The sequence below is a fragment of the Bradyrhizobium sp. B117 genome, from assembly GCF_038969555.1.
In the GTDB taxonomy this organism is placed as follows: domain Bacteria; phylum Pseudomonadota; class Alphaproteobacteria; order Rhizobiales; family Xanthobacteraceae; genus Bradyrhizobium.
In genome coordinates, this window is sequence record NZ_CP152414.1 from 6,682,526 (window position 1) to 6,703,099 (window position 20,574).

The window sequence follows — 20,574 nt, forward strand, 5'->3', positions numbered from 1 at the left end:
TCTATTCGCTCCGGCTCGCGAGCGCGTTCACGGCGGCAACCGTGATCGCGGAGCCGCCGAGGCGGCCCTCGACCGTCAGCGCCGGCACCGGCGGATCCGCCATCAGCGCCGCCTTGGACTCGGCCGCGCCGACAAAACCGACCGGGCAGCCGATGATCGCCGCGGGCCGCGGACAGCTTTGGTCCTCCAGCATGTTGAGCAGATGGAACAGCGCGGTCGGAGCATTGCCGATCGCAACGATCGCGCCTTCGAGATGCGGGCGCCAGAGCTCGAGCGCGGCGGCCGAGCGCGTGTTGCGCATGGACTGCGCCAGCGCGGGAACGGCCTCGTCGCCGAGCGTGCAGATCACGGCGTTCGCCGCAGGAAGTCTGGCGCGCGTAATCCCTTCCGAGACCATGCGCGCGTCGCACAGGATCGGCGCGCCCTTCTGCAAGGCGGCGCGCGCGGCGGTCGCCATGCCTGATGTGAAACGGATATGCGCTTCCAGCCCGACCATGCCCGCGGCATGGATCATCCGCACCACGACCTGCTCCTCGTCGGGTGTGAACCGCGCAAGATCGGCTTCGGCCCGGATGGTCGCAAAGGACTGCCGGTAGATCGCCGCGCCGTCGGTCTCGTAAATGTGCGGCATCAGTGCCCTCCGACCAGAATGGAGGGATCGCTGACGATGTCGGCACAGTTCAGACCGCGCAGGACCGGCTCGTCGCGGGTCGAGCCGTTCCGCACGAGATCGAAGCCGGCGCTGGTCGCAACCAGCGTCACCGGCGACGCTCCGGAGCGGGCGCAGCCCTTGGCGCAGCCGGAGACATGGAGCTTCGTGTCGAGGGCGATGCGCGGTGCCAGCGCGGCCGCCAGCGCGCGCGTGTCGGCATGCGCTTCGCGGCAGCGCGGCGCGCCGCTGCAGGCGATCACGCGCAGCGCCGGATCGTGAGGCTCGGTGATGAGGCCAGCCGCGGTCGGCATCTCGCGCTTGCCTTCGCTCAGCACCATCCGCCATGGCGTCATGCGTAGCGCATGACCGCAACCGGAAAACTGATGCAGCGTGGTGTGCAGCATCTGCCCGAACGCAACGCCGACCAGGGCGCCATGCGGATAATGGCCGGGCCGCGACGCCGCCATCACGGGCGCCGGCTCGGTCTCGCCGCGCAAGGCCGCGGGCAATGCCGCGCCGGCCGCGATGTGGGCGGCCATGCGCCCACGTCCGCCCTTCGCGCCGCCGGAGGCGATGAACCAGCCTGCGAGCGCAAGCGCCGCATTCACCGCCTCTCCGCGCGCGACGGAACAGCCAAACCTTGCGCCATCGGCCCGCACCAGCAGATGGCCGCCGTGATCGCGCTCGATCCGCACGTCGGCGGAATCGCCGGCGAGCACACGCGACTTGCCGTCGTCGATGGCGAAGCCGAATTTGGTGGGAAGATCGAGCGCGCTGTCGGCGAGCGCTTCTTCAAGCTCCGCGGCAAGCGCCTGCGTCTCGTCACCGGCAGTCCAGAACGGCGTCACCAGGATGTTGCGGCGGGCTTCGATGTCAGCGTCGGGATCGAGCAATTGCAACCGCGCAAGGCCGTCGATCAGCGGCCGATGGCTCTCCTCGCTCACACCCCTGATCTGGAGGTTGGCGCGGCTGGTCACGTCGATGAGACCGTTGCCGTGGCGCTCGGCGAGCTCGGCAAGCCCGGCGATCTGGTTTGCCTCGAGCCGTCCGCCGAACGGTCGCACGCGGACCACGAGCCCATCGCCCGATTGCATCGGGCGCAGCGCGCCGGGGCACCAGCCCTTGACCATCGATGCGCTCATGACGCCTCTCGCAGCGCAGCCGCGATCGAATTGCGGCGCGTTCGCCAGAGCGAGGCCTCGTGCAGGCGCGTGAAGCAGATCTCCATGGCGGCGAGCGCCGCCGGGTTTTCGTGGGCCATGAAGGCGCGAACGTCGGCATCGCCAAGCGTCGCGTCATAATAGAGATCGAACAGATGCGGCGGCACGGCGCCGGCCAGATGCGCGAAAGCCGCCATGTGCTCGAGTGTCGCGGCGATCTCGGCGGCCCCGCGAAAACCGTGACGCATCATGCCGGCGATCCAGGTTGGGTTAGCCGCGCGCGCGCGAACCACGCGCGAAATCTCTTCCGTCAGCGTGCGCGCATGCGGCTGCTCGGGGCGCGTCGTGTCGAGGTGATAGAGCGAAGGTCCGGCCTCGCCGAGATGCGCGGCAGCCGCCGCGACGCCGGCTTCGTGCGCGGCATAGTCGGCGGCGAGCAGCAGATCGGTCTCCGGCAAATCCTGGACGTGAACGAAGGCATCGGCGGATGCCAGTCGCTGCTCGATGCCGGCGCGATCGGGCTTGATCTCGCCATCGGCGGAGAATGCCCAGGACGATGCCGACAGCCAGGCTTCGCCGGCGGAATCGCGCGTCTCTTGCGTGAAAGCATCGGGGATCGCCGAGAGGCCAACGCCGTATTGTCCGGGCCGCGGCGCGAACACGCGCGAGGCGCGCTGGCGGTACGGATTCTCGTCGCCCTCTTCGACGCGCGATGCGAGCGCCTCGGATGCCGCCTCGAACAATTGCGCGAGGCCCGAAAAGACATCACGGAAGAGTCCCGACACCCGCAGCGTGACGTCGATGCGGGGACGGCCGAGCTCAGCCGGCGCAATGATGTCGTAGCCGGTGACGCGGCCCGACGCATGATCCCAGCGCGGCGCGAGACCGGCCAGATGCAGCGCCATCGCAAACTCCTCGCCCGCGGTGCGCATCGTCGCCGAGCCCCAGAGATCGACGACGAGGCCTTTCGGCCAGTCGCCGTGATCCTGCAAATGGCGGCGGAGCAGTTCTTCAGCGAGTTTTACCCCCTGCGCATGTGCCGACGGGGTCGGCACCGCGCGCGGATCGACGGCGAACAGATTGCGCCCCGTCGGCAGCACGTCCTGACGTCCGCGATAGGGCGAACCCGACGGCCCCGGCGCGACGCGCTGCCCTGCGAGCGCGGCGCGCAGCGCGCCCCGTTCCGCCTCGCCGCAGGCGCCCCGACCAAACACATGCAGGCCATCGCCGAACTGGCTTTCCTTGAGATCGCAAACGAAGCGGTCGATGCGCGGAATGGCTTCCGCCGGTGCAGCCGATGCATCGAGACCGAGATCGTCTTCGAGGCCCGCTGCACGGGCCTCGTCACGGATCGCCGCGATCAGGCGCTGGCGACGGGCGGGATCGAGACCATCGGCGGTCGAATATTCGTCGAGCAGGCGTTCGAGCCGGCGCAAACCTTCCGGCACCGTGGATTGCTCGAGCGGCGGCGGCAGATGGCCGATGGTGACAGCACCTATGCGCCGTTTGGCCTGCGCAGCCTCGCCGGGATCGTTGACGATGAAGGGATAGATGACGGGGAGATCGCCGATCAACGCTTCCGGCCAGCATTGCGACGACAGCGCCACGGATTTCCCCGGCAACCATTCCAGCGTCCCGTGCGCGCCCATGTGCACGACGGCATCAATCCCCTGCTCGCGGAGCCAAAGATAGAACGCGACATAGCCGTGGCGCGGCGTACGGGCGAGATCGTGATAGTCGGTATCACGCGTGGTCACGTCGCCGCGTTCCGGCTGGACCGCGATGATCGATTGGCCGCAAGCGATGGCTGCGAAATGGAATGCGCCATCGCGACAGCCTGGATCACTCTCCGGCGCGCCCCAGGCTTGCGCGAGATCGTCCTGCAGGGTTTGCGGCAGGCGCACGAGTGCCGCGCGATAATCGGCGACACTCCAGGTCGAATGCTGTTTCAGCAGCGTCTCGGCGAGCAGATGGACCGGCGCAACATCGAAGCCGGCCGCCGCGAGGTCGGACACCAAGGCCTCGACCGAAGCCAGCGCATCGAGCCCAACCGCATGCGCGATCTGGTGCGGCCGGCCCGGATAGTTCGAGAGCACGATGGCGACGCGCTTCTCGGCAGCCGGCTTCTCCGCAAGATTCCGCCACGCCGCAACGCGCGCGGCGACTGCCTTCACGCGATCCTCGTCCGGCCGATGCGCCAGATGCGAGAATTGCAGATCCGGATCGCGCTCCGCCGCCGACTTGAAGCTCACCACGCCCGCGAACACGCGGCCATCGACCTCGGGCAGCACCACGTGCATCGCCAGGTCGCCGGGCGACAGGCCGCGCAGCGATTCCGACCAGTCCTCGCGCCGCGCGGTGGAGAGCGCGACCTGGAACACCGGACACGGCGCGGCATCGAACGGCGTCGTGCCGTCATCGCCGACGGCAGAGAACGCCGTCGCATTGAGGATCGCCGCCGGAGGATGCTGTGCGAGATGCTCCCGTAGCCAATCCGCGGCGCCCGGGGCCTTCAGTGAGGTGACGAACACGCCATAGACGTCAAAGCCCTTCTCGCGCAGCGCGGCGATCAGGGCATCGACCGGGCCGGTGTCAGCGGCAGTGAGGTAAGAGCGATAGAAGGTCACCAGCGCGAGCGGCTTCCCCTCGCCCGACGCCGGCGCGGCAATGACACCACGCGCGGGATCATAAAAGCCCATTTCGGGCACGGTCATCTCGCCGACGACTGGACCGGCATAAAGGCCCGAGGCCAGCGCGAGCTGAGCAATCGCGGCTTGGGCTGCAACGGGACCGCCGGTGTCACAGAGCACCTTCAGCCGCCGCAGTGTCGAGACCGGCAAAGTCGAGTAGGCATCGAGCCGCGTGTCGTCGCGGCCGTCGGCCGGCAGCACGGCCAGCACGATGCTGCGATCCTTGGCGAGTTGCTGGAGCGCCGCAAGGCCATAGGGCCAATAAGATTCCCCGCCGATCAGACGCACCAGAATGCCGCGCGCCTGCGACAGCGTGCGCTCGATATAGGTGTCGACCGAGAGCGGATGACGCAGCTCCGCGAGATTGGCGAGCCGCAGCGACGGCAGGCTGCTACGGCCGCGCCGCCAGCCCGCCGCGAACGCGGCAAGGTCGGAATCCGAGTACGAGAGCACCACGAGATCGGCCGGGTCCTGGCCGATGTCCCTTGGTGTCGCGGTCTCCTCGAGACCCCGGCTCTCGCGGAAGACGACGTGCATCAGACTCCCAATCCCGCCTTGATCGCGGCCTCGTCGATATCGCCATGCTCGCCGATCACGACGAGTTTTGACTGCCTGAGGCCCGCGCCCCAGGGCTTGTCGAACTGGTGGCGAACGCGCTCGCCGACGGCCTGCAACAGCAGGCGCATCGGCTTGCCCGCGACCGCGATATAGCCCTTGGCGCGCAGCACATTCTGTTCGCGCGCGAGCTTCTGCACTGACGCGACCAGCACATCGACATCCGCAACTTCCGGAAGGTCGATCACGACCGATGCGAAATCATCGTGCTCGTGCTCTTCCTCGCCGTCATGGTGCGAGGGGCGCGCGGCGAGATCGTTCTCGGCGGCAGCGCCGAGCCCGAGGATGACGCGCGCGTCGATCGCGCCGTCGGTGACGGGAAGCATCGGCACGCGGCGCGGCATCTCGGCGGCGATCGCGGCCTTGGCGGCTTCGATGCCGGCGCTACCGGCGAGATCGGCCTTGGTCAGCAGCACGATGTCGGCGCAGGCGATCTGGTCCTCGAACACTTCCGACAGCGGCGTCTCGTGATCGAGATTTTCGTCGGCGGCGCGCTGGGCTTCGACCGCATCCGGATCGGGCGCGAAGCGACCGGCGGCAACGGCCTCGGCATCGGCGAGCGCGATCACGCCGTCGACGGTGATGCGCGAGCGGATCTCCGGCCAATCGAATGCCTTCAGCAGCGGTTTTGGCAGCGCCAGGCCCGAGGTCTCGATCAGGATGTGATCGGGCCGCACCGGCCGCGCCAGCAGCTGCTCCATGGTCGGAATGAAATCATCGGCGACGGTGCAGCAGATGCAGCCATTGGCGAGCTCGACGATGTTCTCCTCCGGGCAATTGGCGTCGGCGCAGGACTTCAAAATCTCACCATCGACGCCCTCGCTGCCGAACTCGTTGACGAGCACGGCGAGCTTCTTGCCATTGGCATTGCTGAGCAGATGCTGGATCAGCGTCGTCTTGCCGGAGCCGAGGAAGCCCGTGACCACCGTCACAGGGACTTTTGCGAGCGAGTTCATTCGGCGGCCTCCGGCAACACGGCAATGGGGGGAATGCGGGCAAGCGACTGCTTGCGGAAGATTTCGGGCCGGCTGCGCCAGGGCACGAGGCCGTCGGGCGCGGCCGCATAGGCCGCAGCACCGGCGATCACGTCTTGCGCATTCGCATCCGACAGGCGGCCATAGACATAGGACCAGCGCCCCGGCGCGCTCAGCGCGACCGAGCAGCCCTGGCTGCATGCAGAGAGGCATTCGACGGGAACCACGCGGACGCCCTCGGGCACGCCGGCCTCGAGGATCGCGCCGTGCAGGCGCTTGCCGGGCGTCGTCTCGCCCTCGCCAAGCGTCTGGCCGGCGCGGCAGGTGATGCAGACGTGAAGTGTGACGGTCATCGCCTCTTCCAGAATAACAGCGGGAGGCGAAGAGGCACACGGACCATTCTCCTGAAGGCCCGTTCCCCCGTCGCGGAACACCCCGTCCGCCGGTCCAAAACTCGTCCGCGCTGGCAGGTCTCCCGGCTTGCGGAGCAGGGTTTTGGCCCTTCGATCCCCGCCTTCCCGATCCCGGGGGATCAGTGGCTTCGGGCATCTCTCCGGTCACGGTCGCGGGGGCGGCTGCATTTTGGACCCAAATCTTGCCGATTCGGACCCTATCGCATTCCCTCTTCGCCTGTCATAGGACAGGAACCAGTGCCGGGCCACCATTTGCCCCCGGCCGCCTCTTGTCAAGCCGAAGGACCGGGACCAATGACGCCTGAACCGGATACCCAACCAGCTGAGGAAACCGACGCCCGGCACGCCCAGAAAATGGCGAAGAAGAAGGCCGCCCGCGACAAGATCATGGCGACCAAGAGCGGCGAGAAGGGCCTCATCATCGTCCACACCGGCGCCGGCAAGGGCAAGTCGTCGTCGGCCTTCGGCATGATCGTGCGCTGCGTCGCCCATGGCTTCCCCTGCGCCGTGGTGCAGTTCATCAAGGGTGCCTGGGACACCGGCGAGCGGCGCCTGCTCACCGGCCATTTCGGTGAGCTCTGCCAGTTCCACGCCATGGGCGAAGGTTTTACGTGGGAAACGCAGGACCGCGCCCGTGACATCGCGGCGGCGCGCGCCGGCTGGGAGAAGGCCAAGGAGCTGATATCAGACGAGAACCTGCGCATGGTCGTGCTCGACGAGATCAACATCGCGCTGCGCTACGACTATCTCGATATCGCCGAGGTCGTCGAGTTCCTGACAACCTCGAAGCCGCCGATGACGCATGTCGTGCTCACCGGGCGCAACGCCAAGGACGAGCTGATCGAGATCGCCGATCTCGTCACCGAGATGACGCTGGTCAAGCATCCGTTCCGCTCCGGCATCAAGGCGCAGGCCGGCGTCGAGTTCTGAAGTCGATGGCACGCGCGCTGATGATCCAGGGGGCCGGCTCGGACGTGGGCAAGTCGCTCATCGTCGCCGGTCTCGCGCGCGCCTTCACACGGCGGGCCTTGCGCGTGCTTCCCTTCAAGCCGCAGAACATGTCGAACAACGCGGCCGTTACCGTCGATGGCGGCGAGATCGGCCGCGCGCAGGCATTGCAGGCGCTCGCCGCCGGCGTCGAGCCGCACACCGACATGAACCCGGTGCTGCTGAAGCCCGAGACCGACGTCGGCGCGCAAATCGTCGTGCATGGCAAACGCATCGCGACGGCGCGGGCGCGCGAATACGCCGCGATGAAGCCACAGCTGATGGGCGCCGTGCTGGAGAGCTTTGAGCGGCTCAAGGGGCGTGCTGATCTAGTGCTGGTCGAAGGCGCCGGCAGCCCGGCCGAGGTGAATTTGCGCAAGGCCGACATCGCCAATATGGGCTTTGCGCGCAAGGCCGATGTGCCGGTCGTGCTCGTTGGCGATATCGACCGCGGCGGCGTCATCGCCCAGCTCGTCGGCATCAAGACGGTGATCGACCCGGATGATGCCGCGATGATCCGGGGCTTTGTCATCAACAAGTTCCGCGGCGATCCCACGCTGTTCGACGACGGCTACAGGCTGATCGAACAGAAGACCGCGTGGCGCGGCCTCGGCGTGCTGCCCTGGTTCGCCCGTGCGGGCGAACTGCCGGCCGAGGATGCGCTGGGCCTCAGTGACGCGCGCAAGCCCGGCCAGTGCAAGATCGCCTGCCTTGCGCTCTCGCGCATCGCCAACTTCGACGATCTCGATCCGCTCAAGCTCGAGCCTGGCGTTGACTTGGTGATGGTACGCCCGGGCGAAGCGATCCCCGGCGATGTCAGGCTCGTGATCATCCCCGGCTCAAAGTCCACCCGCGGCGATCTCGCCTTTTTGCGCGCGCAGGGCTGGGACATCGATCTCTTGGCGCATCATCGCCGCGGCGGCCATGTGCTCGGCCTCTGCGGCGGCTATCAGATGCTGGGCCGCAGCGTTGCCGACCCCGATGGCATTGAAGGCCCCGCAGGCGACACGCCGGGCCTCGGGCTTCTCGATGTTGAGACGGTCATGAGCCCGCAGAAGACGTTGACGCGGGTTGTAGCCGTCCACGCTGCGACGGATCAGCCGATCGAAGCCTACGAGATCCACATCGGCCGTACCGAGGGGCCCGATCGTGCCCGGCCGTTCGCGAAACTGAACGGCGCGCCGGAAGGCGCGATCTCCCGGGATGGCCGCGTGCAGGGCAGCTATCTGCATGGCCTGTTCACGTCGGATGATTTTCGCAAGGCGTTTTTGACGAAGCTCGACATCCCCGCCGGAGACGAGCCATATCAAGCCCGCGTCGAAAGCGCGCTCGACGCCCTCGCCGATCACATCGAAAAACATCTCGATGTCGAGGGCCTGCTCGCGCTAGCGCGCTAGGATTTCGGCGAGGCGCATCCACTCGGCTTCGCTGCCGGGAAGCCCGAGCCGCAGCCATGTCGGCTCTTTCGCGAACACGCGCGACCAGACATGGCTACGCGCAAGTTTCTCCTGCGCCGCGAGTGCATCTGGCGTCTCGTAGAGACGAAACAACGGCGCGCCACCAACAAGCGTCCATCCTTGCCCGCGCGCCATCTCATCGAGACGGACACAATCGCGAACAAGCCGCGCCGATGTCGCCTCGGCCCACGCGTCGTCACGCAAGGCGCGGCTGCCGATCGCGATGGCTGCGCCCGACACCGGCCATGGACCTGATGCCGCCGCCAGCTTGCCGATGTCGGCCGCATTGCCGATCGCGAACCCAAGCCGCAGGCCGGCAAGACCATAGAACTTTCCGAACGAGCGCAGGATCAGCAATCCCGACCGATCCGCTTCCGGCGCCAGCGACAGATGCGGAACGGCGTCGACAAAGCTCTCGTCCACGATGAGACGGCCGACGCGCGGCAGCAAGGCCAGCAGATCCTCTGGCGCAAAGCTTCGGCCATCAGGATTATTGGGATTGACCACGATGGTAAGGTCCGCGCCCGCCAGCGCGTCGAGTTGCGCGACCTCCTGGACGTTCCAGCCCGCGGCCGACAGCACGCCGGCATATTCATTGTAGGTCGGCGTGAGGATACACGCGCGGCCGGGCACAGCGAGTTGTGGCAGCAATTGAATGGCGGCCTGCGCGCCGCCCATCGCGACGAGCGGTGCGCTCGTATGGTAGGCATGCCGCGCCGCCTGGTGCAACGTCTCGATCTCGGCCCGCGACGGCAGCGCACTCCACGCACGCGCGCTCACCTCGCCCACGGGATAAGGCAGCCGGTTGATCCCGGTCGACAGATCGATCCAGTCCTCGGCGCGGCCGCCGAACCGCTGCTGGGCCAGATCGAGATTTCCACCGTGCTCGCGCATGTCCCGTTCTTTCACGCGAAGGCGAGGATCGCAAGCAGGCCGGCGAGCAGCAGCATGGCGCGGCGGTAGACATTCAGTCCCTCGCCGATGTCCGCGGGACGCGGATCGCGCGCGCCTTCGTTGAGCCAGGGCTCGTTCGTGACGCTGCCATGGTAGATCCGGGGGCCGCTGAGCCGCACACCGAGCGCACCGGCCATCGCCGCTTCCGGCCAGCCGGCGTTGGGAGAACGGTGACGGCGCGCATCGCGCGTCATGCACGCCAGCGCCTCGGATCGGCGCTGTGAAAGCAGCACGAACAGAAACCCGGTCAGGCGCGCCGGAATGAAGTTGGCGACATCGTCGATGCGCGCCGCGGCCCAGCCGAAGGCCTCGTGCCGTTCGCTGCGATGACCGATCATGGAATCCAGCGTGTTGATCGCCTTGTAGCCCAAAATGCCGGGCAGGCCGAACAGTGCTCCCCAGAACACCGGCGCGACGATGCCGTCGGAGGCATTTTCCGCAAGACTCTCGATCGCCGCGCGCGCGATACCGGCTTCATCGAGCGCCGCTGGATCGCGACCGACGATGCGCGAGACCGCGTCGCGCGCAGCGGCGATGTCACCGGCCTGCAGCGGCTGCGCGACGGCGGCGACGTGATCATGCAACGAACGCAACGCGACCAGCGGCCAAGCCAGGATGCCCACTAACACGATCTGAATCCAGCTCGAGCGTACCAAGGATTGAAGTACCCAGCCGACCGCGACCGAGAGCGCAATCACCACGAGCGCGCCGGCAATACCCGCAGCGCGGCGGAGCGCCGGCGGGTCGGAATCGCGATTCCAGGCCGTGTCGATGGCACCGATCAGCCGGCCCAACCAGGTCACGGGATGGCCGATCCGCGCGAACAGCCATGACGGCCAGCCCGAAAGGGCATCCACCGCCATCGCCACCACCATCGCACCCGCAAAGCCCAAGCCTGCCTCCTGTCCCGCCCCTGTTGCGCAAAGCGAGCGGCGAGCGCAAGCCCCTGCCCGCCTGATTTCGGCTTTGTCTTTGGCCGCGTTTGGTGGTTAGTCAGGCCCAAGGAGAATTTGATGGCCGTCATCTTGATCACCGGCGGAGCGCGATCGGGCAAGAGCAAGCGTGCGGAAATGCGCACGCGCGCCTTTCCGGGGCAGCCCGTCTATGTCGCGACGGCCGAGGCGCTCGATGCGGAAATGGAGGCGCGCATCGCAAAACATCGCGAGCGGCGCGGAACAGACTGGATCGAGCGCGAGGTGCCGCTCGATCTCGTGCCCGCACTACTCGCAACCGATGGCAGCGGCGCAAGGCTGGTGGACTGCCTGACGCTGTGGCTCTCAAACCTGATGCACGCAGAGCGCGACTGGGAACGTGAAGTGAGAGAGCTCGCCGGCGCCCTGCCCCGCCTGAAAAGCCCCGCCGTCTTCGTCACCAACGAGGTCGGCCTCGGCATCGTCCCTGACAATGCGCTGGCGCGCAGCTATCGCGACGCCGCCGGGATCATGAACCAGACCATCGCCGCTGTCGCCGACGAGGTCGAGTTCGTCGTTGCCGGCCTGCCGATGAAACTGAAATGATTCCGCGCGCCGAATTGTTGAAAGACATCATCGCCGATCTCAGGATGGCGGCGTCATTCGTCACGATCCTGCCCGTGGCATCGTCAAAACCCGCGGGCGACGGGGCGGTCGCGCGCGCAACCTGGGCCCTCCCCGTCGCGGGACTGCTGGTCGGCCTTGCCGGCGCCTTGGTCTACAAGCTCGCCATCCGCTTCGGGCTGACACCGAACCTTGCCGCCCTGCTCGCGCTGGCTGCGACCACACTCATCACCGGCGCGCTGCACGAGGACGGGCTTGCCGATACCGCCGACGGGCTCGGCGGCGGCCGCACCCGCGAGCGCAAGCTCGAGATCATGCGCGACAGCCGGATCGGCACCTATGGTGTCTGCGCTCTCATCCTGTCGTTCGGCCTGCGCTGGAGCGCGCTCGCGGCGATCGCCAGTCCCGCGGCCGTCACGCTTGCGCTCTGCGCCGCGCATGCCGCGGCGCGCGCGGGCGTGCCGGCGTTCATGTCGCTGGTCCCGCCGGCGCGGGCGGACGGATTGTCGGCCAGCGCGGGAGTGCCGCCGGGCCGCAGCGTCGCTATCGCCTTCGCGTTTGGAACGCTCGCGCTTGCTCTGGCGTTGGGGCCGGGCAAGGCGCTGGTCGGCCTGATCCTGCTCTCGCTCGCCGGGCTGCTGCTGGCACGGCTTGCGATTCGCCAGATCGGCGGGCAGACCGGCGACATTCTCGGCGCGTTCGAGCAGATCGGCGAAATCCTGATCCTGCTGGTCGCCGCAGCCTTTCAGATCGGACGTTGAGGCGATGGTCGAGTTCGACGACACCTTCCGCCGGCAATTGCACGAGCTGTTTGTGTGGCGCCGCGACGTGCGCCGCTTTCGCAGCGATTCCTTGCCGGACGGCGCCATCGACCGCCTGATCGAGACCGCCTGCCTCTCGCCCTCTGTCGGCCTCAGCCAGCCCTGGCGCTTCGTCACCGTCGACGATGCCGCCCGGCGCGGCGCTGTGATCGACGATTTTAGGGCGTGCAACGCCGATGCGCTCGGTGCGTATGCCGGCGAACGCGCCGCGCGCTATGCCACGCTCAAACTGTCGGGGCTCGAACAGGCGCCCGGCCACCTCGCCGTGTTCGCCGACAAGGCCAGCGACATCGGCCACGGCCTCGGCCGCGCCACCATGCCCGAGACGACGGAATATTCCGTGGTCGCGGCGATCACCGCGATGTGGCTCGCCGCGCGCGCCGAAGGCATCGGCCTCGGCTGGGTATCGATCCTGAATCCCGATCGCATACACGCCATTCTCGACGTGCCGGACACGTGGAAATTCATCGCCTATCTCTGCGTCGGCTATCCGGAAGCTGAATGCGACCAGCCTGAGCTCGAGCAGGCGAAATGGGAGCATCGCCGCGGCGCGGGCGAGTTCACGCTGCGGCGCTAAGGCCGCACTCTCCGTCGTCATTGCGAGCGTAGCGAAGCAATCCAGAGTCCCTCCGCGGAGGGAATCTGGATTGCTTCGTCGCAAGAGCTCCTCGCAATGACGACGGAGAGAGACAATCTTTCGCTACGACTTGCTCTTGCCGGCCGCCACCGGCGCGGCGCTTTCCTGTTTCTGGAACATCAACAGCGGCCGCAAGATGACGCGGCCATAGGCCTCGTAATGGTTCTGGGTCGAGACGGCCATCCTCAGCGGCGTCGCGTAATTCGCTTCGAAGGTCATGAACGGCGCGTAGGTCCAGGAGAAGCCGACGCCGACCGAGGCCATTTCGGTGATGCCGGGGAAGGTCGAATACACTGCACCCCAATCGGTGAAGATGTAGGTGTCAAAACCGCTCAGCCATTGCGACCAATTGTAGTGCAACTCGGCGTTGAAATAATAGCCGCTGTCGCCGGACGCCGCGTTGGAGGGATAGCCGCGCACGGTGGTCGGGCCGCCGATCGAGAAAATCTGGTCGCCCGGCAGCAGCTTTTCCTGCGTGTATTGCCAGCTCGCCAGTGGCCGGTGTTCGATGTCGCCGCGATCAGGCTGGCGGATCCATGGGCATTGATCGATCCCCCCGCCAGCATGCCGGTAGCGGCGATGATGCCGACGGCGCCGGCATCGCTCGGCGCGCCGTCGGTGGTGAGCTGGCTGAACGTCACGTTCTGCCGGGCCTGCAAGGTCATGCTGCCGCCGCTATGGGCCGTATCGAGCGTGATGCTGCTGCCGCTCGAGGTCATCGCGAGCGAGGCTCCGGCGGCGAGCGTGTTCCAGTTCACGAGGCCACCGCCGGTGATCGCGCCGGAGCCGGTGGCTGCGGTCAGCACCCTGCCGGTGTTGGTCGTGCCGGCGCTCAGCGAGGCCGAGCCATTGGCCGCGACCGAGCCCTGCGTCGCCGTCCCGTTCACCAGGACCGTCTGCGCCAGGACGAACCCGTTGGTCGCCGTCACCGCGATATTGCCGGCGTCGGTGCTGGTGCCCGTTGCGGCCAGACTGTTGAAGGTGATGTTCTGGCCCGCCCGAATGGTCTGCGTGCCTGGCCGCGTAGGCTTACGGTATCGGGCTGCCAAAGGCTGCGAATGAGCATTCATAAACGCAGTTTTTCATCAATTGTGGTTGCTGGCCTTTCGGGATATGCACTGCGTCAGGGACAATTTTTGCGAAACATTTCATGATTGAGCGGCCCGCTTCTGCCCGCGCTGTGCCGGCGGTCGCCCGCCGCGATTTCCTTCGCCTCGCCGGCGCAACTGCCGCGGGCTTCTTCGCGCTCGGCGCAACGCCGGATCGCATGCGTATCGTCGCCACGCTGACGGCATTGGCGCTCGACGACGAACTGACGAGGCGCAGCATGACCGAAGCTGCGACCACCCGGCTCGGTGGTCTCATCGCAGGTCTGAGGCAACGCGGCTGGGTCGAAGGGATCAATTACCGCTTCGAGCTCCGCTCGAGCTTCGGCGGACCCGACAAGTTGAAGACGGCGATCCAGGAGCTCATCGATCTCAAGCCCGACGTCATCCTGACCGGCTCGACAGGTGAGACCGCGGCCGTGCTCGCGGCGACCAAGACGATCCCGATCGTGTTCGCCACCTCCAACGATCCCGTCGGCAACGGCTTCGTCGAGAGCCTCGCCCATCCCGGCGGCAACGTCACCGGCTTCACCAGCAGCACGCCCGAGATGGGCGGCAAATGGCTTCAGCTCATCAAGGAGGCCGTGCCCGACATCGCGCGTGTCGGCGTCCTGTTCAATCCGGCGACGACGCCGCGCGCCGGGCGCTACTATCTCGACTCCCTCGAGGCAGAGGCCGTGACATGCGGGGTCGAGGTGGTGCTCGTCCCCGTCGGCAAGGCCGCGGAGATCGAGAGCGCGATCAGCCGCTTTTCCGAGCCGCCCAGGGCCGCGATGATCTCGCTCGTCGACAGCTTCCTGGTGGTGAACCGCCAGGCGATCGTCGCGGCAACTTCAAAATATCGCGTCCCGATGATCTATCCGTTTCACTACTTCATGGACGCGGGCGGGCTGATGAGCTACGGGCCGACGCTCGAGGTGCGCTCGGCAGACTATGTCGATCTCATCCTGCGCGGCACCAAGGCTGGCGACCTGCCGGTCCAATCGCCGCGCAAATACGAGCTATTGATCAACCGCAGCGTTGCCAACACACTCGGATTGAGGATTCCATTCACGCTGCTGGCGCGTGCCGACGAGATCCGCGAGTGAACGATCAGGTCGACCAGGGACATTTGCGGACGCCTCCCGGCCGGCTGTTCCGCAAATATCTCGTCTCGATCGTCGCCCTCGCCTTCGCCGCGCTCGCCATCAACACCGGCTTCGACGTCTGGTTCTCCTATCGCGAGCAGAAGCAGCTGCTCGCGGCGATCCAGCGCGAGCAGGCCGCAAGCGCGGCGATCCAGATCGGCCAGTTCATCGGCCAGATCGAAAACCAGATCAGATGGCTCTCGCGCCTGCCGCCGGAACTGTCGACCAACGAAGACGATCGCCTCAACGCCATCCGCCTGCTGCGCCTCTCGCCCGCGATCGCGGAGATCGCCGAGCTCGATGCACAGGGCCGCGAGCAGGTGCGCGTGTCGCGTCGCATCGCCGACAGGATCGGCAGCAAGGCCGATCTCTCGACGTCACCCGCCTTCCGCGGCGCCAATGAAAGCCGGGCCTATTACGGGCCCGTCTACTTCTTCGGCGACACCGAGCCGTTCATGACGATCGCCACGCGCGGCACCGGCCGCAACCCCAATGTGGTCGTCGCCGAGGTCAATCTGCGCTTCATCTGGGACCTCGTCGCCGGAATCAGGGTCGGCAATACCGGCAAGGCCTATGTGGTCGACCGCGAGGGGGTCTTGATCGCGCATCCCGATCTGTGGCCAGCACTGCAACGCAGTGATCTCTCTCGGCATGCGGATGTGCGCACCGCGCTCGACGGAGTGGGACCGCCCTCGGGGGGCCTCGTCAAGGAGGACCTGTCGGGCCAGCGCGTGCTGTCGACTTATGCGACGGTCCCCTCGCTCGGCTGGCTGGTGTTCGTCGAGCTGCCGCTCAGCGAGGCCTATGCGCCGATCTATGCATCGATCGGGCGATCAACCTTTTTGCTTGTCATCCTGCTCGCCGGTGCGGTGCTGGTCTCTCTCTTCCTCAGCCGGCGCATGACCGTGCCGATCCAGATCCTGACGCAGGGCGCACGCCGGATCGGCAGCGGCGATCTCGGCCTGCGGCTCGCGATCAAGACCGGCGACGAGCTGGAAGCGCTCGGCGACCAGTTCAACCGCATGGCCGCGCATTTGCGCGAATCCTATGCGACGCTGGAGCGCAAGGTGATCGAGCGCACCTCCGAGCTGGAGAAGGCGCGCGATCAGGCCCTTGCCGAGCACGATGCCGCCGAGCGCGCGCGCAGCGCGGCGGTGGCGGCCAACGAGACCAAGTCGCGCTTCCTCGCCGTCGTCAGCCACGAGCTGCGCACGCCGCTGAACGGGGTCATGGGCGTGCTGCAACTGCTCGACGACGGCGGCCTCAGCGAAGCGCAGCGCCGCCAGCTCGCGACCGCGGCCGCATCGGGCGAAACGCTGATCGCGCTGGTCGATGCCATCCTGGAATATGCGCGCCTGGAGGCCAGCACCGAGACGCTGGAGACACGCGATTTTCGTCTGGACCAACTGATCGAAGCCGCGGCCGACCTGATGCGTCCGCAGGCCTTCGGCAAGGGCCTCGCCTTTGACCTCGCCTGCGGGGCCACGGCCGATATCTCGGTACACGGCGATCCCGTCAGGCTTAACCGCATCCTGCTCAACCTGATCGGCAACGCGATCAAGTTCACCCCGCACGGCGGGATCGCTGTCAGCGCAGCCGCCGAGCAGCACGACGATCATGTGCTGCTGCGCGTCACCGTCCGCGATACCGGCATCGGCATCGCCCCCGACATGCACGAGCGGATCTTTGAGGATTTCGTGCAGGCGGACGACAGCATCGCGCGCAGGTTCGGCGGCACCGGCCTCGGCCTTGCGATCGCACGGCGCCTCACGCGCCTGATGCGCGGCGAGCTGACGGTGGCGAGCACGCCGGGCGAAGGCAGCACGTTCACCCTCGAAGTGCCGCTCAGCCGCGCCGCGAGCGGTGTCGCGCAAGGTGCAATTCCGCCGCCGTCGCGGCAGCTCAGCGTGCTGCTGGTGGACGACGATCCCGTCAATCGCGAGGTCGGGGAAGCCATCCTGAACCGGCTCGGCCACCACCCCACCCTCGCCGACAACGGCGCCTCGGCCATCGCGCTTGCCCGCGATCAGGCCTTCGACGTCATCCTGATGGACCTGCACATGCCCGACATGGATGGCGTGGAGGCGGCATCAAAGATCGGCAAGCTGGCCTTGCCGAAGATGCCGCGCATCATCGCCGTGACCGCCGACGTCTCGCACAGCGCCCGCGAACGGCTTGCAGGCGCAGGAATCGCCAAGGTGGTCAGCAAGCCGATCCTGATCAATGCGCTGCGCGAGGCGATCGAGGACGATCTCGAGGCCGAGCCGGCGGAAGTGCAGCTCACCGCGGGCGCATTGATCGACCGGCATTTCCTTGACGATCAGAAAGAGCTGCTGGGCGCCGCGCAAATCGCAAAGCTCCACCATCTGCTGGAAGACACCAGCGCAGGGCTGATCGATGACATCGCCAAGGCCGCGGCGATTGGTGACCGCGCGCAGCTCGCGCGATCCACGCACCAGCTCGGCAGCGCCGCCGGCGCGCTCGGCCTTGTCCATCTGTTCGAGCGCTGCCGCGAGGTCGAGCTGGCAGCACCGTCGATGTCCCCGCCGGAGTGCCGGAGCGCAGCCCGCGATCTCGCCGCGCTTCGGAAGGCCTCGATGAGCGCGCTGGACGACTTGCTCCGGCCTGCAGAGCAAGGATCAGTCCGCTAGCGCGCCGCCTGCTGGATGGGGTTGCTATCCCATCCAATGTGGGGTGGGCAGATTCTTCTTGCGCAAAAATTCCGGGTTGAACAGCTTGGATTGATAGCGCTGTCCGCCATCGGCGAGGATGGTCACGATGGTCTTGCCGGGGCCGAGGTCGCGCGCAAGTCGCATCGCTCCGACGATGTTGATGGCACTCGATCCGCCAAGCACCAGCCCCTCATGCTCGATCAGATCGAACAGGACGGGCAACGCTTCCTGGTCCGTGATCTGATAGGCCGCATCAATTGGCGTGCCCTCCAGGTTCCTGGTCACACGCACTTGCCCTATTCCTTCGGTGATGGAGTCGCCTTCGCTCGTCAGCTCTCCCTTTGTGAACCAGTTGTAGAGCGCGGCTCCCATGGGGTCGCTGAGCGCAATCCTGACCGCTGGATTGCGCTCCTTGAGGGCGCGCGCAACCCCACCCAAGGTCCCGCCGCTGCCGACGGCACAGGTAAAGCCATCGATCTTTCCGCCCGTCTGCTCCCAAATCTCGGGCCCGGTCGTGCGGTAGTGGCCCTCGCGATTGGCAGTGTTGTCGAACTGGTTGGCCCAGAATGCACCGAGTTCTTCGGCAAGCTGACCCGAATAGCGCGCGTAATGACCGGGATTTGAATAGGGAACGGCGGGGACCAGTCGCAGGTCCGCACCACACAACCGCAACATGTCCTTCTTCTCCTGACTTTGTGTGTCAGGCATCACGATCACGCTGCGATAGCCGCGTGCATTCGCGACGAGCGCGATGCCGATACCGACATTTCCCGCCGTGCCTTCGACGATGACGCCGCCCGGCTTGAGCCTGCCGCTTCGCTCGGCATCGTTGACCATGGCGAGAGCCGCGCGATCCTTGATCGATCCGCCGGGATTGAGAAATTCGGCCTTGCCGTAGATCTCGCAGCCCGTGGCCTCCGACGCTCTTCGCAGCCTGATCAACGGCGTATTGCCGATGGAGTCCAAAAATCCCGTTCGGATAGCGTTCATCGCCCCCTCACTTTCGCTCCCCAACCTTAGGCTGCCGAGCGGACAATTTCGTTCTCTAGTTCAGGCGATACGGGCAACAACTTTGGCGTTCAACCGACCGGATCGGCAATTCCATTCCCTGCACTGTGCATCCACCGGCGAAGTTTCCGCCGATGATGGGAGCGCGCCGGTCTGGTCAGCGTCGGTGGCCTTCCCTAGACTGTCTATATCCGGTGGATCAAAGCGCGAGCAGTTCAGATGGCGATGGAGCAGAGGGGTGCGACAGGTGCGGGATTTGCGACCATTTCGGCCGACGGCCGCGTCCTGGATTCCTGGTTTCTTCAGTTGCGCCTGAGTGCGGAGGCAGGCCGAGCGGCGACGGCGCGGTTGACGGAGCAGGAGATCAGGGGATCATTGGGCGAGCCGGCAGGTGGATATGCGCGGCACGACGATATTCGCAACGTCGACATCGTTCCGATCCGTACCGAGATTGGGTCGCTCGCATCCGCGCCCGTTGACGTGCACGACGCGTACCTTCGGCTCCACCTGCTTAGCCATCGGCTTGTCGAGCCCAATCGCCTGAACCTCGAAGGGATTTTCGGCCTGCTGCCGAACGTTGCCTGGACCACTCTCGGTCCGTGCGAAAGCTCTCGTGTGCCGGAAGCGCGCATGGAGGCACGAAAGCGCGGCCTCAATTTCGAGGTGGCCGGCGTGGATAAATTTCCGCGCATGACCGACTATGTGACGCACGCGGACGTGAGAATTGCAGATGCGGATCGCGTGAGGCTTGGAGCCTATTTGGCACCGGGCACGACCGTCATGCATGAAGGCTTTTGCAATTTCAATGCAGGCACGCTTGGTCACTGCATGGTCGAAGGCCGGATCAGTGCCGGTGTGGTCGTGGGGAGCGGCAGCGACATTGGTGGCGGAGCGTCGATCATGGGGACGCTGTCAGGAGGAGGAAAAGAGAGGATTACAGTCGGCGAGCGCTGCCTGATCGGAGCCAATGCCGGCATCGGCATTTCACTGGGCGATGATTGTGTGGTCGAAGCAGGCTGTTATGTCACGGCAGGCGCCCGCATCCTTTTGGAGGACGGTCGAGTGGTGAAAGCCAGAGAGCTCTCGGGTCAGAAGGGCCTTCTTTTTCGTCGGAACTCGCAGAGCGGCGCTCTTGAGGCAACCAGACGCACACCCAATTGGAACGGCCTCAACTCGCAGCTTCACAGCTAAAGCCTGATCCGGACCCGGAGGGCCGCGTTAGCGCAAAGTGCGCAGCGGTCTCCCGAAAAGATCATGCACTTACAACAAGCTAAAGTGCGATGACGATTCATCCTGATCTCATCGCGCTTGAGGCGGATCGCGCGAAGAATTCGTCGGCGACCATTGTGGCGGGGTTAGCCCGCCTTCTCCTCGCGCCCAAAGCTCGGGAAATTCACTGCGAACTCTAAGGGTATGATCGGATCATCATTCGGAACGCTGAAGTTATAGTTGGTAACCCAAGGGAGCACAGGTGAGCACTCACCCAACGAGCAGTACAGGAGGACTCCGATGTACCGTATTCTGTTTGCTGCGGTCTCCACCATTTTGATCCTGGTCACGGTCGGATCACTCTCGCCCGCGGTCGCGGCCGCAGATCGCTACTGCCTGCAAGGCCGCCGCTGGGGCCATCCCGGCAACTGCCAGTTCGCGACCCTCCAGCAGTGCAGGGCGGCTGCCTCCGGCACCCATGCGTCCTGCGGGGTCAATCCGCGCCATGCATTCGGACGCTCGCAGCAGGGCAGACAGTGATTGAGCGCCGCGGGCGC

General features: G+C 66.3%; 19 protein-coding genes and 1 riboswitch. Of the genes, 10 read left to right on the forward strand and 9 right to left on the reverse strand.

All coding sequences use genetic code 11. The features are described from left to right. Nucleotide 1 precedes the first annotated feature (1 nt). Genes AAFG16_RS32505 through AAFG16_RS32525 form a run of 5 tightly spaced genes read right to left on the reverse strand, consistent with a single transcriptional unit; the run spans nucleotide 2 to nucleotide 6,444 of the window. Entirely contained in the window at nucleotides 2–631 is a 630-nt protein-coding gene (locus AAFG16_RS32505; protein WP_342731863.1) for a precorrin-8X methylmutase, read from the reverse strand. Next, complete coding sequence (gene cobG / locus AAFG16_RS32510) at nucleotides 631–1,794, reverse strand: precorrin-3B synthase (RefSeq protein ID WP_283080551.1); 1,164 nt, start codon at nucleotides 1,792–1,794, stop codon at nucleotides 631–633. The genes AAFG16_RS32505 and cobG overlap by 1 nt, the downstream gene beginning before the upstream one ends. Then, on the reverse strand, nucleotides 1,791–5,039 hold the full coding sequence (gene cobN, locus AAFG16_RS32515; RefSeq protein ID WP_342731865.1) for a cobaltochelatase subunit CobN: 3,249 nt from the start codon (nucleotides 5,037–5,039) through the stop codon (nucleotides 1,791–1,793). The genes cobG and cobN overlap by 4 nt, the downstream gene beginning before the upstream one ends. After that, a complete protein-coding gene (cobW, locus tag AAFG16_RS32520; protein WP_342731867.1) occupies nucleotides 5,039–6,073 on the reverse strand; it encodes a cobalamin biosynthesis protein CobW in 1,035 nt (344 codons plus the stop codon). The genes cobN and cobW overlap by 1 nt, the downstream gene beginning before the upstream one ends. Next, the gene (locus AAFG16_RS32525; RefSeq protein ID WP_235547757.1) at nucleotides 6,070–6,444 is read right to left on the reverse strand and encodes a DUF1636 domain-containing protein; all 375 of its coding nucleotides are present in this window, start codon (nucleotides 6,442–6,444) and stop codon (nucleotides 6,070–6,072) included. Before AAFG16_RS32525 ends, cobW begins: the two co-directional genes overlap by 4 nt. 94 nt (nucleotides 6,445–6,538) lie before the next feature. Then, a riboswitch (cobalamin riboswitch) is annotated at nucleotides 6,539–6,758 on the reverse strand. Nucleotides 6,759–6,798: 40 nt separating this feature from the next. Here AAFG16_RS32525 and cobO point away from each other — a divergent pair. Beyond that, entirely contained in the window at nucleotides 6,799–7,434 is a 636-nt protein-coding gene (cobO, locus tag AAFG16_RS32530) for a cob(I)yrinic acid a,c-diamide adenosyltransferase (protein ID WP_342731870.1), read from the forward strand. 5 nt (nucleotides 7,435–7,439) lie between these two features. Continuing rightward, entirely contained in the window at nucleotides 7,440–8,888 is a 1,449-nt protein-coding gene (locus tag AAFG16_RS32535) for a cobyric acid synthase (protein ID WP_342731872.1), read from the forward strand. On the opposite strand, the gene cobD is transcribed toward AAFG16_RS32535, so the two are convergent. Beyond that, the gene (cobD, locus tag AAFG16_RS32540; protein ID WP_342731874.1) at nucleotides 8,877–9,842 is read right to left on the reverse strand and encodes a threonine-phosphate decarboxylase CobD; all 966 of its coding nucleotides are present in this window, start codon (nucleotides 9,840–9,842) and stop codon (nucleotides 8,877–8,879) included. The genes AAFG16_RS32535 and cobD overlap by 12 nt on opposite strands. An 11-nt stretch (nucleotides 9,843–9,853) precedes the next feature. Next, nucleotides 9,854–10,795, reverse strand: a complete 942-nt coding sequence (cbiB, locus tag AAFG16_RS32545; RefSeq protein ID WP_342731876.1) for an adenosylcobinamide-phosphate synthase CbiB — start codon at nucleotides 10,793–10,795, stop codon at nucleotides 9,854–9,856. A gap of 120 nt (nucleotides 10,796–10,915) precedes the next feature. Between cbiB and cobU the strand changes: the two genes are divergently transcribed. The 3 genes from cobU to bluB are packed head-to-tail and all read left to right on the forward strand — an operon-like array spanning nucleotide 10,916 to nucleotide 12,835. Beyond that, complete coding sequence (gene cobU, locus AAFG16_RS32550) at nucleotides 10,916–11,419, forward strand: bifunctional adenosylcobinamide kinase/adenosylcobinamide-phosphate guanylyltransferase (protein WP_342731878.1); 504 nt, start codon at nucleotides 10,916–10,918, stop codon at nucleotides 11,417–11,419. Next, nucleotides 11,416–12,198 (forward strand): adenosylcobinamide-GDP ribazoletransferase, encoded by a 783-nt coding sequence (gene cobS / locus AAFG16_RS32555; protein WP_342731880.1) that lies wholly within the window; start codon nucleotides 11,416–11,418, stop codon nucleotides 12,196–12,198. Before cobU ends, cobS begins: the two co-directional genes overlap by 4 nt. 4 nt (nucleotides 12,199–12,202) lie before the next feature. After that, the gene (gene bluB, locus AAFG16_RS32560; RefSeq protein ID WP_342731882.1) at nucleotides 12,203–12,835 is read left to right on the forward strand and encodes a 5,6-dimethylbenzimidazole synthase; all 633 of its coding nucleotides are present in this window, start codon (nucleotides 12,203–12,205) and stop codon (nucleotides 12,833–12,835) included. A gap of 123 nt (nucleotides 12,836–12,958) precedes the next feature. On the opposite strand, the gene AAFG16_RS32565 is transcribed toward bluB, so the two are convergent. Continuing rightward, nucleotides 12,959–13,447: a ShlB/FhaC/HecB family hemolysin secretion/activation protein gene (locus AAFG16_RS32565; protein ID WP_342741007.1), complete on the reverse strand. Its 489-nt coding sequence runs from the start codon at nucleotides 13,445–13,447 to the stop codon at nucleotides 12,959–12,961. On the opposite strand from AAFG16_RS32565, the gene AAFG16_RS32570 reads away from it, so the two are divergent. The 3 genes from AAFG16_RS32570 (at nucleotide 13,439) to AAFG16_RS32580 (ending at nucleotide 17,779) form a co-directional block, all read left to right on the forward strand. Next, nucleotides 13,439–13,957 carry a hypothetical protein gene (locus AAFG16_RS32570; RefSeq protein ID WP_342731884.1) on the forward strand — a complete coding sequence of 173 codons (519 nt, stop codon included), beginning with the start codon at nucleotides 13,439–13,441 and terminating at the stop codon, nucleotides 13,955–13,957. The genes AAFG16_RS32565 and AAFG16_RS32570 overlap by 9 nt on opposite strands. An 88-nt stretch (nucleotides 13,958–14,045) precedes the next feature. Then, complete coding sequence (locus AAFG16_RS32575; protein ID WP_342731886.1) at nucleotides 14,046–15,089, forward strand: ABC transporter substrate-binding protein; 1,044 nt, start codon at nucleotides 14,046–14,048, stop codon at nucleotides 15,087–15,089. Next, nucleotides 15,086–17,779, forward strand: a complete 2,694-nt coding sequence (locus tag AAFG16_RS32580) for an ATP-binding protein (protein WP_342731888.1) — start codon at nucleotides 15,086–15,088, stop codon at nucleotides 17,777–17,779. The genes AAFG16_RS32575 and AAFG16_RS32580 overlap by 4 nt, the downstream gene beginning before the upstream one ends. 24 nt (nucleotides 17,780–17,803) lie before the next feature. Here the strand turns inward: AAFG16_RS32580 and AAFG16_RS32585 are convergent, their stop codons facing one another. Then, nucleotides 17,804–18,790, reverse strand: coding sequence for a cysteine synthase A (locus tag AAFG16_RS32585; RefSeq protein WP_342731890.1), 987 nt, complete (start codon nucleotides 18,788–18,790; stop codon nucleotides 17,804–17,806). A gap of 237 nt (nucleotides 18,791–19,027) precedes the next feature. Between AAFG16_RS32585 and dapD the strand changes: the two genes are divergently transcribed. Together dapD and AAFG16_RS32595 are read left to right on the forward strand one after the other, a co-directional pair. Beyond that, complete coding sequence (gene dapD, locus AAFG16_RS32590; RefSeq protein ID WP_342731892.1) at nucleotides 19,028–19,999, forward strand: 2,3,4,5-tetrahydropyridine-2,6-dicarboxylate N-succinyltransferase; 972 nt, start codon at nucleotides 19,028–19,030, stop codon at nucleotides 19,997–19,999. 318 nt (nucleotides 20,000–20,317) lie between these two features. After that, nucleotides 20,318–20,557, forward strand: coding sequence for a DUF3551 domain-containing protein (locus AAFG16_RS32595; RefSeq protein ID WP_342731894.1), 240 nt, complete (start codon nucleotides 20,318–20,320; stop codon nucleotides 20,555–20,557). Nucleotides 20,558–20,574: the final 17 nt, after the last annotated feature.

Bases quoted from the DNA above. Each gene is read 5' to 3' on its own strand.
- AAFG16_RS32505 (WP_342731863.1), bottom strand. From the start codon at position 631: ATGCCGCACATTTACGAGACCGACGGCGCGGCGATCTACCGGCAGTCC.
- cobG (WP_283080551.1), bottom strand. From the start codon at position 1,794: ATGAGCGCATCGATGGTCAAGGGCTGGTGCCCCGGCGCGCTGCGCCCG.
- cobN (WP_342731865.1), bottom strand. From the start codon at position 5,039: ATGCACGTCGTCTTCCGCGAGAGCCGGGGTCTCGAGGAGACCGCGACA.
- cobW (WP_342731867.1), bottom strand. From the start codon at position 6,073: ATGAACTCGCTCGCAAAAGTCCCTGTGACGGTGGTCACGGGCTTCCTC.
- AAFG16_RS32525 (WP_235547757.1), bottom strand. From the start codon at position 6,444: ATGACCGTCACACTTCACGTCTGCATCACCTGCCGCGCCGGCCAGACG.
- cobO (WP_342731870.1), top strand. From the start codon at position 6,799: ATGACGCCTGAACCGGATACCCAACCAGCTGAGGAAACCGACGCCCGG.
- AAFG16_RS32535 (WP_342731872.1), top strand. From the start codon at position 7,440: ATGGCACGCGCGCTGATGATCCAGGGGGCCGGCTCGGACGTGGGCAAG.
- cobD (WP_342731874.1), bottom strand. From the start codon at position 9,842: ATGCGCGAGCACGGTGGAAATCTCGATCTGGCCCAGCAGCGGTTCGGC.
- cobU (WP_342731878.1), top strand. From the start codon at position 10,916: ATGGCCGTCATCTTGATCACCGGCGGAGCGCGATCGGGCAAGAGCAAG.
- cobS (WP_342731880.1), top strand. From the start codon at position 11,416: ATGATTCCGCGCGCCGAATTGTTGAAAGACATCATCGCCGATCTCAGG.
- bluB (WP_342731882.1), top strand. From the start codon at position 12,203: ATGGTCGAGTTCGACGACACCTTCCGCCGGCAATTGCACGAGCTGTTT.
- AAFG16_RS32575 (WP_342731886.1), top strand. From the start codon at position 14,046: ATGATTGAGCGGCCCGCTTCTGCCCGCGCTGTGCCGGCGGTCGCCCGC.
- AAFG16_RS32585 (WP_342731890.1), bottom strand. From the start codon at position 18,790: ATGAACGCTATCCGAACGGGATTTTTGGACTCCATCGGCAATACGCCG.
- dapD (WP_342731892.1), top strand. From the start codon at position 19,028: ATGGCGATGGAGCAGAGGGGTGCGACAGGTGCGGGATTTGCGACCATT.
- AAFG16_RS32595 (WP_342731894.1), top strand. From the start codon at position 20,318: ATGTACCGTATTCTGTTTGCTGCGGTCTCCACCATTTTGATCCTGGTC.